Annotated in this window: 13 protein-coding genes and 1 tRNA gene; 5 read left to right on the forward strand and 9 right to left on the reverse strand. The window is 49.5% G+C overall.

The window, feature by feature from the left end; genetic code table 11:
• On the reverse strand, window positions 1–60 hold a 60-nt coding region (locus tag FHC52_RS22940; RefSeq protein WP_001623223.1), incomplete at its 3' end, for an IS1 family transposase.
• Window positions 61–126: 66 nt separating this feature from the next.
• Here FHC52_RS22940 and FHC52_RS16715 point away from each other — a divergent pair.
• The 4 genes from FHC52_RS16715 to FHC52_RS16730 all read left to right on the forward strand — a co-directional run bounded on the left by FHC52_RS16715 (window position 127) and on the right by FHC52_RS16730 (window position 3,325).
• Window positions 127–525, forward strand: coding sequence for a restriction endonuclease subunit S (locus FHC52_RS16715; protein WP_112917406.1), 399 nt, complete (start codon window positions 127–129; stop codon window positions 523–525).
• Between the two features lie 156 nt (window positions 526–681).
• Entirely contained in the window at window positions 682–1,785 is a 1,104-nt protein-coding gene (locus FHC52_RS16720) for a hypothetical protein (RefSeq protein ID WP_003028207.1), read from the forward strand.
• Between the two features lie 11 nt (window positions 1,786–1,796).
• Window positions 1,797–2,759: an ankyrin repeat domain-containing protein gene (locus tag FHC52_RS16725; RefSeq protein WP_003028204.1), complete on the forward strand. Its 963-nt coding sequence runs from the start codon at window positions 1,797–1,799 to the stop codon at window positions 2,757–2,759.
• A gap of 110 nt (window positions 2,760–2,869) precedes the next feature.
• Entirely contained in the window at window positions 2,870–3,325 is a 456-nt protein-coding gene (locus FHC52_RS16730) for a hypothetical protein (RefSeq protein ID WP_003028202.1), read from the forward strand.
• Window positions 3,326–3,585: 260 nt separating this feature from the next.
• Here FHC52_RS16730 and FHC52_RS16735 read toward each other — a convergent pair whose 3' ends face one another.
• The 7 genes from FHC52_RS16735 to FHC52_RS16765 form a co-directional block, all read right to left on the reverse strand.
• Window positions 3,586–4,566: an IS5-like element ISEc68 family transposase gene (locus FHC52_RS16735; protein ID WP_000082736.1), complete on the reverse strand. Its 981-nt coding sequence runs from the start codon at window positions 4,564–4,566 to the stop codon at window positions 3,586–3,588.
• 365 nt (window positions 4,567–4,931) lie between these two features.
• A complete protein-coding gene (locus FHC52_RS16740) occupies window positions 4,932–7,691 on the reverse strand; it encodes a TOPRIM and DUF927 domain-containing protein (protein ID WP_003028200.1) in 2,760 nt (919 codons plus the stop codon).
• 116 nt (window positions 7,692–7,807) lie between these two features.
• Window positions 7,808–8,008 carry an AlpA family transcriptional regulator gene (locus tag FHC52_RS16745; protein ID WP_003028198.1) on the reverse strand — a complete coding sequence of 67 codons (201 nt, stop codon included), beginning with the start codon at window positions 8,006–8,008 and terminating at the stop codon, window positions 7,808–7,810.
• A gap of 108 nt (window positions 8,009–8,116) precedes the next feature.
• Window positions 8,117–8,995, reverse strand: coding sequence for a hypothetical protein (locus tag FHC52_RS16750; RefSeq protein WP_003028196.1), 879 nt, complete (start codon window positions 8,993–8,995; stop codon window positions 8,117–8,119).
• Between the two features lie 91 nt (window positions 8,996–9,086).
• The gene (locus tag FHC52_RS16755; RefSeq protein ID WP_003028195.1) at window positions 9,087–10,364 is read right to left on the reverse strand and encodes an integrase arm-type DNA-binding domain-containing protein; all 1,278 of its coding nucleotides are present in this window, start codon (window positions 10,362–10,364) and stop codon (window positions 9,087–9,089) included.
• 186 nt (window positions 10,365–10,550) lie between these two features.
• Window positions 10,551–10,625: transfer RNA gene (locus FHC52_RS16760), tRNA-Arg, on the reverse strand.
• Window positions 10,626–10,700: 75 nt separating this feature from the next.
• On the reverse strand, window positions 10,701–11,630 hold the full coding sequence (locus FHC52_RS16765; RefSeq protein ID WP_023325783.1) for a formate/nitrite transporter family protein: 930 nt from the start codon (window positions 11,628–11,630) through the stop codon (window positions 10,701–10,703).
• A gap of 315 nt (window positions 11,631–11,945) precedes the next feature.
• On the opposite strand from FHC52_RS16765, the gene mlaA reads away from it, so the two are divergent.
• Window positions 11,946–12,698, forward strand: coding sequence for a phospholipid-binding lipoprotein MlaA (gene mlaA, locus FHC52_RS16770; protein ID WP_008502619.1), 753 nt, complete (start codon window positions 11,946–11,948; stop codon window positions 12,696–12,698).
• Window positions 12,699–12,742: 44 nt separating this feature from the next.
• Here mlaA and fadL read toward each other — a convergent pair whose 3' ends face one another.
• Window positions 12,743–14,026, reverse strand: coding sequence for a long-chain fatty acid transporter FadL (gene fadL / locus FHC52_RS16775; RefSeq protein ID WP_008502618.1), 1,284 nt, complete (start codon window positions 14,024–14,026; stop codon window positions 12,743–12,745).
• Window positions 14,027–14,110 lie beyond the last annotated feature (84 nt).

Raw genomic sequence — 14,110 nt, forward strand, 5'->3', positions numbered from 1 at the left:
GTTACGCACCACCCCGTCAGTAGCTGAACAGGAGGGACAGCTGATAGAAACAGAAGCCACTGGAGCACCTCAAAAACACCATCATACACTAAATCAGTAAGTTGGCAGCATCACCATGATGGTGATATCTTAGTTACAAGAGCAGGACCAAAGAACAGAGTTGGTGTTTCGTGTTTAGTTGAAAAAACACGATCCAAGTTAATGATATCGGACAAAATCATCAGGTTTCATTTAATTTCTGATGAGATATCAGCGAAATATATTTCATTATGCCTTAACTGTGGGGTGACAGCTGATTATTTGGAAGCATCGAAGTCTGGTATGGCTGAGAGCCAAATGAATATATCTCAAGAAAATTTGAGGTCAGCACCGGTAGCTCTTCCTCCTACAGCAATCCAATTGAAGGTGATATCCACTATTGAAGACTTTTTCAAAGTATGTGACCAACTTAAGTCCCGTCTGCAAGCCGCCCAACAAACCCAGCTTCACCTGGCGGATGCGCTCACAGAGGCAGCATTAAACTAAGCGCCTGTCCACCAGGCTATTTTATTCGCCATTTTGGCCCTGGGCAGTGCTCAGAATCCTCACGTACTACGTGTACGCTCCGGTTCTTCCACGCTGTCCTAGTCCAAACTGGCTTCAACAATAACGCCAGCTGGATCAGGCGTTAAGGAAGAGACGATGCCGGTTCATCATGCTATCTGGCGGGTAGGGGAGAATCCTCAGCCGCTGATCATCAGCAAACTCGCCAGTGAGCAACTGCTGGAGAGGATGATTTTAACTGATCCCACCATCCTCTCCGATCAGTGGATGATCATCGGCCATCAGGAAAATACGCTCGATAAAGGGCGTATCGATCTGCTGGCGATTGCGCCGGATGCCTCGCTCATCCTGATTGAACTGAAGCGCGATCGCACTCCGCGAGAAGTGGTCGCGCAGGCGCTGGATTACGCCTCCTGGGTGGATGACTTATCCCCGGAGCGTCTTTCGCAGATCTACGAAAATTTTTCCGGCGGCAATCTTGGCGACGCATTCAGACAACGTTTTAACGTTGAACTCGAAGACGACGCCATCAACAAGTCACACCAGATAATTATTGTCGCAGCAGAGTTGGACCCTTCAACTGAACGCATCGTCGATTATCTGAGTAAATACGGAATCTCAATTAACGTCCTGTTCTTCAAGGTGTTCCAGCACGGTGACGAACAGTTTTTAAGCCGCGCCTGGCTTATTGACCCAAGCGAAACGCAAACCAATGCCGCGCAGGCCACTGCCACCAGCGCCAGTGCAAAAGAACCCTGGAACGGCGAGTTTTACGTATCGTTTGGTGACCCGAAAAGCCGCGTCTGGGAAGAAGCGCGTCGTTACGGATTTATCAGCGCAGGTGGTGGAAGCTGGTACAGCCAAACGTTAAAGCAGCTGCAGCCTGGCAATCGTGTGTGGGTAAAAATCCCGGCAACGGGCTACGTTGGTGTCGGCATCGTGCAGAGCGCCGTTGAACCCGCCAGCAGCTTCACCATTAACACGGAACACGGCGAGAAGTTGGCGATGGATGTCCTCAAATTTGGTGACGGATATCGTGAAAACGCCGACGACCCTGACAAATCAGAATATTTTGTTCCCGTGAAATGGCTGGAAACCCGTGCAGAAAGTGACGCGGTGAACGAGGTCGGATTCTTCGGCAATCAGAACACGGTCTGCAAGCCTACCACGCCGAAATGGCGTCATACGGTGGATAAGCTAAAACGTATTTTTTTACGTTGGGATGCTGAACGGGCAGAGTAAGAGAGGCTGGAATGAGGTCTGTTAACGATAAAGTATTAAAACTCGCTTTCCAGGGAGAATGGGAAATGCTTTTGCCCATTCTTGGTGATTATCCTCATCTGGTCAATCTTCCCAGTGAACCTAAAGGCTACACCCCGTTGCATCAGGCGGCATGGCATGGGGCTAATTTGTCGGTGATAGGGGAATTGTTATCTCTTGGGGCCGAGCGAAGTGCGACAACGAACACTAAGCGGCAGACGGCTTATGACATCGTGGTCGAAAAGCACAACAGACCCGAACTGGAGTATCTTCTTTTCCCACAAAAAGAGACTCTCGCGCAAATCATCAGAAAAGTCGTTGCCACTGAACGGCAATTGTTCACTGATTATGATGGCAACCAAATTTTGGTCGATAAAATGATTTCGGCTTCAGGTGTTGAGCCATGTCCTGATGACCTTAGCGAACTGGATACCAGGCTAAATCACCTCTTTTTTGCGTTGACGGGTAAAGCGATATCAACGACTGAAGCCATTCACTTTGATGTGGCTGAAGGTTTTACATTCATGGTAGAGGCTGATTTTTTCAGGCAGATATTTTTCCCATTGGTACATAAGGTTGCGGCAAAAAAGATTAGCTTTCCGGAACGTGAATGGGCTGTTGTATCTGACTTGTTTGATCCTGCGCCAACCCAGTGGGGATCGCGCGGGAGTCTCTTCTTATGGTTGGAAATGCGCAAGGCTTTGTGTCAGGTGAGTATCCCGGAAGATGAAGACGAGTTGGCAAATATCATCGCGGCGGCATTCCAGGCATTGACTGGAAGATCATTAATTCATCGGGTAGGGGAAGATGAGTTTTTTGTAAAACGGTTTAGCCGTGGCGGCGGATCTTCAGGCTATGTTTCCTCCCTGTACTGGCTGAATAACGTTATCCCACAGTTGCAAAAAAGACTGTCCTGGATGCAGGTGGTGTGGTTGATATCACCACATGAGGCGTAGTGCTTTTTTTTATTAGGTGCTGAAAGTTGCTTTTGTTGTTTTAGGCTTTTACCTCATCGCTGCAAATTTGCGGCACTTGCTGGTTTTTTTGAATCGTTCGAGAGGAAATTATGAACACAGCAGAATTAGGGCAGTTAGCGGTATTGCACAAATTAACCAGCCTTGGGGCCAGAAATATTGTCGTTCAAAAGGAAGGCAACAAGTCATTCATCTTATTTGAGGCACCCAACGGTAAAACGTGCAAAGTGACGACCCGATCGAAAAAAGCAGGAACATGGCAAACCACAACCAACTATGCTGCCCAGTGTACTCTTGATAAAAAAGATAATGCGTTTTGGGTGTTTGTTGATCTCGGACGAGAGCCGAATACTTTCTATATTACGCCGCTGTCGTGGATCAGGAATGATATTTATGAGGCTCATTTGGCGTATCTGGATAAGCATGGTGGGCACCGTGCGCAGAATGATGAGTCGACGCATCATTCTATTTCGGTAAAACGCATTGCTGGCTGGAAAAATGCTTGGGGAGAAATGGGCTTGAGTGAGTCTGCAAATAATTCTGCATAACTGGCATCACCTGAAAGGTTACGTTAAGCAGCTATCAGCCACTCGTACGCTGAAATCTGTGTGGCCATTTTTCAAAGCCGTCATACCTCACCTGATTTTTACTGATAGTAAGGGAAGTTGCGATTAAGTGGTCCGCAGCTCCCGATATGACGCCCCAAACCGTCCTTTATCGACGTCCTGTGGCTCAATTTTCCAATTTTCAGCCCAAAATCGTCTCTTCGTGGCTGATTTTGGCCCTGTTTCAGGCTAATTTCCTCATTTCAGGTAGATCTCGCCTGTGCCCGTATCAATTGGTCAACTCGAACCAGGTTCGCCAGGGTGAATAACATCGCCAGTTGACTGTCATTTTTAGCCAGCCCCTTGTACCTGGCTTTGACGAAACCAAACTGACATTTTACTATCCGAAATGGATGCTCAACCTTCGCTCGGATACTCGCTTTCAGGTATTCGTAACGGATGGCCAGCTTGTTCTTGCGCGGGTGTTGCTTCAATGCATTCACTTTGCCGGGACGCTTGGCGATAAGCCAGTCTGCGCTGACATCGCTGAGCTCATCGCGCTTTTCGGCCCCCTGATAACCAGCATCGGCTGAGATAAATTCTTCATCGCCATGCAGTAACTTGCCAACCTGATTGAGGTCGTGCTCGTTAGCCGCCGTGGTCACCAGACTGTGGGTCAGGCCACTTTTGGCGTCCACGCCAATGTGCGCTTTCATGCCGAAGTACCACTGGTTACCTTTCTTGGTCTGGTGCATGTCTTCATCACGGCTGTTGTGTTTGTTTTTGGTAGAGCTGGGGGCTTGAATGATGGTGGCATCCACCAAGGTGCCCTGGGTCATTAGAACGCCACACTCTGCTAGCCAGTGATTAACGGTACTGAAGATTTTGCGGGCCAGTTCATGCTGCTCCAGCAAATGCCGGAAATTCATGATGGTAGTGCGGTCTGGAATGGCTTTATCCAGTGACAGGCGAGCAAATTGGCGCATGGAGGCGATTTCATAGAGGGCATCTTCCATGGCCTCATCGCTCAGGTTGTACCATTGCTGCATGCAGTGAATACGCAGCATGGTTTCCAGCGGATAGGGCCTGCGACCATTACCGGCCTTGGGATACACAGGCTCGATAACGCCAAGTAATTTGTCCCAGGGAAGCAAGTCATCCATTCTGCCAAGGAAAACTTCTTTGCGGGTCTGGCGGCGTTTACTGGAAAACTCACTGTCGGCAAAAGTCAGTTGCTGGCTCATCCGGTTACTCATTCTGGGTTCAGGTTACAACACGATGATCTCACATCTCGGACTTATTCGCACCTTCCTAAGCACAGTAGTGTTGGTTCTGTTGGTTTAGTCGGTTCAATGCCCGGCAGGCCTTGCCAACACCGGGTTTTGCTGAACCAACATTGGTGATGCTGAGCTGGTTCAGCGGGACTTTCTGTTGGTTTACTGCCTGCCAGAGGGAATGTCAGTATTACTAATTATTGATTCAAAACGGATATTTGTTGGTTCAGCGCTGGTTCAATATGCGAATTAAAATCCTTATAAAACAATGAGCATTTTATATTGAACCGACTGAGCTAACTGAACCAACACCCTTTTTACGTATGTGAAAAATGCTATTCCTCAGATGCGGCGTAGTCCTCTGTCTGGAAGGTCAGGACGTAAACGTTAATCTGCCTTCCGTCGATGCGAGGTGATTTGCGCTGGTAACCTCGCCCGCTCGTAGGAGGGGTCAACATCCCTGAATTTTTCAGAACTTCAGCGAATTGCTTCGGGTTAAAGTTCTGGGCGATCTCTTTTTCAAATGTGCTTCGAAAGGTGTAGTAGATTGTCGGATCGTTTTCGTGCTTCCCTTTCTGACGATACCCCGCCAGATCCTTAATCGGCATATCGGCTGAGCTATAGGGGAACGGTGCAAACCGGCTGAATCCATAGGAATTCAAAAACGCCTCGCACTGTTCAATTATTTGCTGGTGTTCTTTGTTGCCGGTGCCGAACTCGCGTAGCCACGCGTTGTAACTGTGCTGTATTGCATCACGGCAGGTCTGTGCATCCCATCCCGTGACCGCTTCACTCAACTGTAACGCAGCCTCCAGAATGGCAAATCGTGCGGCCACACGATGTACCTGCTCGCCATAGTCGGCAGGAATAAGATTGCGCCAGTGTGCTTCACACTTACGCACGGTATCAATCGCCTGTTGCGAGTGGTCTGCCAGCCATTTTATCCACGACCTTCCAGCGGAACCGTGATGGTGCTGGTATGCTTCTTTGAGTGCGTCGGCATGTTGCTTGCCGTTCGCGTATTCATGAAAGCGCACAGCTTTACTGAGCGGTATATTCAGTAGGCGCACGAGTTGTCCCGCTTTGGTTTTGCGCCCCGCACTGGCTATGAATGTTTCTAAATCCATTTCACCTGTACTGATAGCCACGGTTCGCCAGCGTTTTAAATCGCGGTTGCCGCCTTCCTTCGCGCCCTGCAATTTTCCTACACCGTTAAATAGCGCATAGGCAGACTGCGACACGCTCACCGGGTCAGCTCCCTGTCCGACTTCATCCAGTGGCATTAATCCGTCATTGTGAGCGGCGGCTTCGTTTGCCAGCCCCAATGCCGTTCCGTACCACGTCAGGCGTAATAAATCCGGATTGCCGTATAAGCTGCTCGCCACATTCGCGGTGGTGGTTTTGCCTGCACTCGACTGCTCATAAAAGTGAATGCCGAACCCATCCGCGCCCGTCAGGCCGATTAATGGCGCTGCCAGGGCGGCAGCGACGCCGGTCATCATTGCATAGTTGCCGTATGCCAGACGCGCCACACTGCCACGCCAACTCTCAGTTGTGCCCTGTACGGCATAACCTGCACTTGCGGAGCTGCGACCGCTGAATAAAACAGGCCTGGCAGGTGTGCCGATGATTTCTCCGTCGGGCATGATATATGCCCCGCACTGCCAGCCAGTGGCATAGGTAACACGCCATAGCTCACGTGAGCTGTTGCGCTGTAACCAGTCGGCCAAAATTGCCCTCATATTGCTTTTAGCAGTGACTTTAACCCCGCCTGCTTTCAAAGCGCGCCAGCCTTCTCGCTCTCCAATATCCGCTAGGGGAATGGCAGCGGTCGTCGGTACGTCTGAGCCAAAGGCCAGCCAGCGTAATATCAGATACTGGTCTTTATCGTCGCGTCCGGAGCCGATCACGTCCATTGCTGACGCCAGCCAGTTTTCGTTATTGATAATATTGCCGCTTTCTTTGTCCACCTTTGGCACAATCCAGTACACACCATCCTCCCGGCTCTCGATACGCGGTTTTAACGGGTCTATTTCTGGAGGGCTAGATTTACCTCCCTCAATGGCCTGCAACTCTGGTTTCATGCTTTCTCCCTGTGCTTGGTACATCGAATCGGTAAACATGCAGATGCTCTCAGCTACCCCGTATTGCTGGTGGATGTCGTTCCAGTCGGCTTTATTCTCACCCGGTGGAAGAGCCACCCATCCAGCTACCAAAAGCGCCGCTTTATCTGCGACCGCTTTCCCGGTGTTTGGCTGGTTGTTGTGGTGGTCGTTATCAGCGGCAATAATTATTTTTGCTTGTGGGTACTGCTGACGCATCTGGATGGCGACGTGTAACAGGTTACCGGCATCGACTGCACAGATGGTCAGTGCATCCGGTCGCATTAAGTGAACTGATAAGGCCGTTGCCAGTCCTTCGGCAAGGATCACCTCCTGCGGTTGCTCTGTAGCGTTGATAGCGTGGAATGCTCCGCGTTTGGCTGAATCCACTACAAGACGTTTTTCCCCGCTCGAGGTAATGGTTTGTGCGGCAGTGACCGCACCAGTGTTGTCCACCAGCGGCAGCAGGATCGCGCCATTAGTGAGAAGGGGATAGGTGAGGCCGTTCAGCCCCTTTGATTTCAGATAGTCAGATTCGCCCTGTGTGACATTCTGGCACATCGCTGCATAGCGGCGAGAAAAGGCTAGGCGACGGTGCTCTGTGTCCTGTGCGGCCTGCTCCTGTCGCATTTGCTCACGCTGCAGGCGCTCTGTCTTAAGTAATTTCCGGCGCTCAATGACAGCGCTTAGATTCGTTTGCGATACCCGAAAATCAATACCCAGCACTTCCGCTACCAGCTGCGCGGCCTCTGTCGTGTCGCAGCCATTCACCTTCTTAATCAGATCGAGGCCGTCGCCAGCGCCACACTGATTGCAGATATGAGCCCCGCGCTCGTTGTCGTCGAACCGAAAGCGATCTGTTCCTCCGCACGCCGGGCAGGGGGTATGCCTGAGCGGTGAATCAGAAACTGCGATACTGAGGTCAGACAAAACGGAATGCCATTGCCCGGCAGCGGTATGAGTCACTTCGCGTATAAAGTCGATATTACGCATCGGATTCACCGCTCAAATGTTTGCTAATGATAATTAGCGGTTCACTTTTTTCAGCGTGAGTTTGGCCACTGGCAGTTAAGCCAGATTTTTCTAATTTCATAGTTTTTACTCCAGGGTTAGCTGTGCTTCTTCGAATCCAGCCAGGATCGGATCTCTGCAGCGTCGTAGACAGTGACGCGTTCAGAAAGACGAATGGACTTCGGGAAATCGGGTTTGCTTGTTTCCCAGCGCCAAAGAGTGACAGTGCTGACTTTGAGAAAATCAGCAGTAGCTCGTGGTCGGGCATGCCCGGTGTGAGGGTAGGGTTGTGTAATCATAGGTTTCACCTGCCATGTTATGTCGTTAGTGTAATCATCACGACAAATGTTAGGAGGTGCGTAGAACGATTTAAATACAGGGTAAGCTTACACAGTAGCAGGGTAAGTTTACTCTGCATTATGTTGAGCAATTTCCTCTTCCTGCATTTCCTTGAGTATTTTACTTATTCCTCTTTGGCTCGAATGAATAAAGCCTCCATAATCATTTCTATATTTCAATGTGGCTGAAGCCCATTTTGTAAAAACCAATTTACCACCTTTGTCGACACATTCACTCCGGTGATTGGCAAGTACCTTTTTAGCCGCAGATTCGAGTCTCTGCCTATTTTTATCATGCCTTGCACTTTGTGTTAGCGATACAGCATTTGGAATAATAGGTTTATCTTCTCGAGGTTTACCCGTGAAATAGCTATCCATTGGCTCACCAAGGATTGTAGCTGTCCAGATTTTTTCGATATCTAACCTTGTTATGAAAAGCTCACTCAATTCAAGTGAAAACTCCTCCTCTCCTTTGTAAATAAAAAAGACAGAGCAAATTTCATCAGATCTACTAACAGGGTGAAATAAATTATGTCCTTTGTGGTTTTTATTTGTTATGAATACTCCATTATTTTCATTTATAATTCCGGAGCTAATAATCCACAATCCATTAATGTACCCTGAAAAATTAAATCCATAACGGGATTGATGGAAATACACACCTTCTTTATGTCCTCGTTTAGAGTTAAAAATAGAACCATAAAAGCTCAACTCGGCTGTGATATTGTACGAGAGGTTATATCGTTCAATATTATCAGCGGCATTTTCGTAAAAGCTAACAGACAAATCACCAGCTAAATTTTTAGGCTCAAAAGCTATTGAGATAGCACCTATTTTATTCCAGTGAATTAAGTCTTCACATTCGCAATTGAGCAATTTAGCAGCTCTTTCGAATGAGCAGTATTCTAAAGGCGCGATTCGGTTCTCTTTCCAGACGTTGCTATCCATCACCTCATCCTCTTGCGCATCTGATAAAAACTGAGGCAGGCATCAGGTGTTACTGCTTTTCGCCTGACCGGGCTAGCCCCAGTTTGTTCGGTTAATTGCCAACAACCCGTAATTTCTTCATGTCATATGGTGCAACATGTTGATCAGAGTTTGCTTCAAGATAGTCTGACCACCACTGCATCATTCGGCGGCGCTCCTGCATGTGCTGCGCCAGATGAACATAAGCCGCACGTACCTCATTACGTTCCTGATGGCTCATTTGCCGCTCTACGGCATCCCGTGACCACAATCCTGATTCGGTAAGAGCAGAGCAGGCCATTGCCCGGAAACCATGTAAGCAAACATCGGCCTGAGTATCATAACCCATAGTACGGAGCGCTTTATTAACCGTGTTCTCACTCATAGGCTTATAGGGGTTGCTATCGCCAGGAAAAATCAGTGTGTACTCATTGCTGATGCTTTTAATCGATTTCAATACGTCAATTGCCTGCGAAGACAATGGTACTGAATGCCCACTGCCCATTTTAGCCCCACGTTCAGAGAATTTTACACCTGCGATTTCTTCTCGCTGACCAGGGATTGTCCACATGGCAGTATCAAAATTTATCTCGTCCCAGCGAGCGTGGCGAAGTTCGCTGGAGCGAACAAACGTATGAAGAGATAGTAATACTGCGAGTTTGGTGAGAGATCTGCCTGTGTATGTTGCAGTTTTCGTCATCAATTCTGGCAGGCGATCCAGAGGAAGGGCGGGGCGGTGTTTAGTTTTAGGACTCGTCAAAGCACCTTTCAGGTCGTGAGCTGGGTTGTACTCGACTATTCCACGCTGAACCGCATAGCGGAATACGCTGCTCATCGTTGTCTTTACTCTTCCCGTAGTAGCACCAATGCCTTGTTCGTTCATGCTGATAAGCAAAGGTAGCAGATCCCGTGTTTTTAAGCTGTCGATGGGTTTACTACCGATGAGAGGAAATATGTGGTTTTCCATTTCCCTCAATATTTTATTACGGGTGATCTCTTTCCACTCAGGATGTCCCATCGTTCCGCCGTGCCACTCACGGGCTATAGCCTCGAAAGTCGGTGACGTTGGTTCAGTGCTTTCAGCTTTTTTTGCTTCACGTGGATCTTTGCCGTCGGCAAGAAGCTGTCTGGCTTCATCTCTGCGTTTACGTGCTGTTGTCAGTGGAACATCCGGATACACGCCCAATGCTAATGTCGCCTGTTTACCAGCAAAGCGATAATTCATGCGCCAGTATTTGCCACCCGTTTTTTTGACCAAGAGGTACAGACTGCCACCATCGGTTATTTTGTAATCGGTGTCTCGTGGCTTGGCATTCTCGATCTGTTTGGGTGAAAGCTCGTTTATAGCCATAAATGGCACCCCCTCAAGAGGTAATTGATGGTATCTGGATATCGAACTGATGAATACCATCACTTATACCATCAGAGTGCTGTAATGTCATGAAGGTAATTGAACGCTGTGTAAGTGTGGTTTCTGTTGAAAGGCTTGGTATTGCTGATGTTGTGAAGTGAACTGAAGTGGTGTGAAATGACTTAATGGTGTCCCCTGCAGGAATCGAACCTGCAACTAGCCCTTAGGAGGGGCTCGTTATATCCATTTAACTAAGGGGACGAGGCGGCACGAGTATAGCGTCATTTACACTTTGCGTTAAGCGCATCGCCGCCTGACTGCTCAAAGAGTCACCATTCAGGACGATTTTTTTGTCGATTTATCATCATTTTCCCGCGCTTTAAGCTCCGCTTTGCGTTTGTTCGACATGTCGTTACGGATTTGGGCATGGCTTAACAGCGCGAAGATAAACGTTCCGCCGCAGATGTTTCCTGCTAGTGTCGGTAAGGCGAACGGCCAGAAAAAGTCGCTCCAGTGAAGCGTACCGTTAAAGACCAGATACAGTATTTCTACGGTACCGACCACAATATGCGTGGTGTCAGCCAGCGCAATCAGCCAGGTCATCAATATAATCACCACAATTTTGGCGCTCCCTGCTGAAGGAAACATCCAGACCATCGTGGCGATAATCCAGCCAGAGATGATGGCATTCGAGAACATTTCGATCGGGGTGTTTTTCATCACATCCATGCCGATTTTTACAAATGCGTCCCGGGTGGGTTCATCAAAGATCGGCATGTACTCAAACGCCCAGGCCGCGATGCCCGTGCCGATGATATTACCCAGCAGGACGACGCTCCACAGACGCATCAATAAACCGAAATTGCCGAGGGTAGGGTTTTGCATCACCGGCAGAACGGCGGTCACCGTGTTTTCGGTAAACAGCTGCTGGCGGGCCATGATGACAATCACAAAGCCGAAGGTATAGCCGAGATTCTCGAGTAAAAAACCGCCCGGCACACCTTCCAGCTGAACATGAAATATCCCTTTGGCGAGCAGAGACGCGCCCATTGAGAGCCCTGCGGCGATAGCTGACCAGAAGAGGGCCATGGCATCGCGCTCCATCTCTTTTTCACCGTCCTGGCGTATATGCTCATGGATGGCCATCGCGCGGGAAGGGAGGCGATCTTCATCAATTTCTATTTTCTCGCCACGCGCTTTCTCCTCGCTTTCAATTTCAAGTTCCTCATCGCTCTCGCCAATTTTTTCTTCGCCCACGTCTTTCATATCTGCTCCCGGAGGTTGATCTTTCTGTTAAGCGTAGCGGCTTTTATCGGGATGCCTGTGGGGATGCTCTTAAATTGGCGGCAATGACAACAAAGGTGATACATCTCTTTCAAAGACATTATAAAATTGCCAGCGAAACGAATTCCAAAAGCCAGGCTATGCTGAGATCAGAGTCACGGTGATTACTGCCCGTAATTGTGCTCATAGACATCGGTAAACGTGCTGTTACAATCGCTTGCACGTTTACAGACGGAGCATCAACGGCTCCGTTACGGATGGCAATCAACGATAGCCATACTGAACAGGGAGATATTTATGAAACTTCGGCTGTCGGCGCTTGCGCTTGGCGCGACGATGCTTGTGGGCTGCGCCAGCTCCGGGGAGCAAACGGGACGCTCCGATCCTCTCGAAGGATTTAACCGCTCCATGTATAACTTCAACTACAACGTGCTGGACCCGTATGTGGTTCGCCCGGTGGCAGTAGCATGGCGCGATTATGTTCCCCAGCCCGCGCGTAACGGGTTAAGTAATTTTACCAGCAACCTCGAAGAGCCTGCGGTAATGGTGAACTACTTCCTGCAGGGCGACCCGTATCAGGGGATGGTGCACTTTACCCGCTTCTTCCTGAACTCCATTCTGGGGATGGGCGGCTTTATTGACGTGGCAGGCATGGCGAACCCGAAACTGCAGCGTGAGCAGCCGCACCGTTTCGGCAGCACAATGGGACATTATGGCGTCGGGTACGGTCCGTACATGCAATTACCGTTCTACGGTAGTTTCACCCTTCGTGATGACGGCGGCGATATGGTTGATACGCTGTATCCGGTTCTGTCGTGGCTGACCTGGCCGCTGTCGGTGGGTAAATGGACGGTGGAAGGGATTGAAACCCGTGCTCAACTGCTCGACTCTGATGGCTTACTGCGCCAGTCTTCTGACCCGTATATTATGGTGCGAGAAGCGTACTTCCAGAATCATGACTTTATTGCTAACGGCGGTAAGCTGAAACCGGAAGAGAATCCAAACGCGAAGGCGATCGAGAACGAACTAAAAGATATCGATTCGGAGTAAATAAAAAAGGTGAGCAATGCTCACCTTTTTCAATTCCTGCGCGATTAGAACGCGTAGTTGAAGTTCGTACCGAACAGCCAGGCTTTACCTTCAGAGGTAAACTCGTAAGGGCCTTCCTGGAACGTCACTTTCTGACCGTGCATATAAGATACGCCCGCATCGATAGATGCATTCTCGTTGAACGCATAAGTCGCGCCTGCACTTATCCAGAAGCGGTCCTGATCCGGAATGGAAATGGAACGCTTGTCTGCCGGAACCGGGCTGTCGTCAAATGCGATACCGGAGCGGAAAGTCCAGTTTTTATCGTAGTAGTAGGTGGTACCCAACGCAATACGATAAGCGTCGTGGAAGCTTTCGTCCTTATAGAACAGCGTTTGACCATTGCTTCCGGTCGCTTTCAGCTCCTGGAACTGGCTCCAGCTGGTATAGGCCAGGCTGTAGTGGATCGCCCATTGCGGTGCAACGCGGTTATAACCGGAGACTTCCCACATTTCTGGCAAATGCAGTGACAGCGAACCTGGAACGGTCTGGTTTGACGTTCCCCAAGGAATGGTGGTACCCGCACCAGGAACCACGTTGTTCACAGGCTTCAGGATGCCGCTCTTGTAATCGCCGTCGAAGTCAATTTTCACTTCGGAGCGATAGGTCAGGCCCCAACGGTTGTTTTTGTCCAGCTCGTACAGGATACCGGCGTTCCAGCCATAGCCCCACTCATCACCTTCAAGGCTGGCAATTTTGTTGCTGTTTTTTGGCAGGCGAGCAGTTTGCTCCCCGGAGTAACGTTCAATTTTGGCATCGGCGTAGACGGCATCAAAGCCCAGACCAAAGCTCCAGTTGTCGTTCAGGCGATAAGCACCACTCAGGTTCAGGTTCAGCGTAGTAAGGTCTGTTTTACCGCCGTATTCACCAGCCGGGTAGTTGCTATTGAACTCGGTAGCAAGCCCGTAGTTAGAGGTTACGGATGCTCCCCAGCCAAACTGTTCATTGATAGGCGCAACGAAGTGCAGGTTAGGGACCCATGCTGTTGGGGCAATATTGTCCGCTTTAAGGCTCGCACCCGTGTAAGGCGACTTGCCAGAAATGTTGACATCAGGATCGATATAAACCGCACCGGCAGAGAAGGTCGGACGATCAAACATCATGATCAATGCGGGGTTACGGCTTGCGTTACCCGCATCATCAGCGATAGCGCCTTCCCCTGAATACGCGCGGCCAAGGCCAGAGGAAGAAAATTCGTTTAACTGAAAGCCCGCTGACCATGCGGAAGTGGAGACGAGTGCCACTGCGACTGCCAGCGCAGTCTTGTTGAACAGGGTTTTCTGGCTCATGACCATAACCTCATTGAGTTATTTTTATTCAATAATTGTTACATACCGTAACAGGAGCGCGAAGTGTAGGGTCTGAGGTATGAC

The sequence above is a fragment of the Enterobacter sp. EC_64 genome, assembly GCF_019584165.1.
Classification (GTDB): Bacteria; Pseudomonadota; Gammaproteobacteria; order Enterobacterales; family Enterobacteriaceae; genus Enterobacter; species Enterobacter roggenkampii.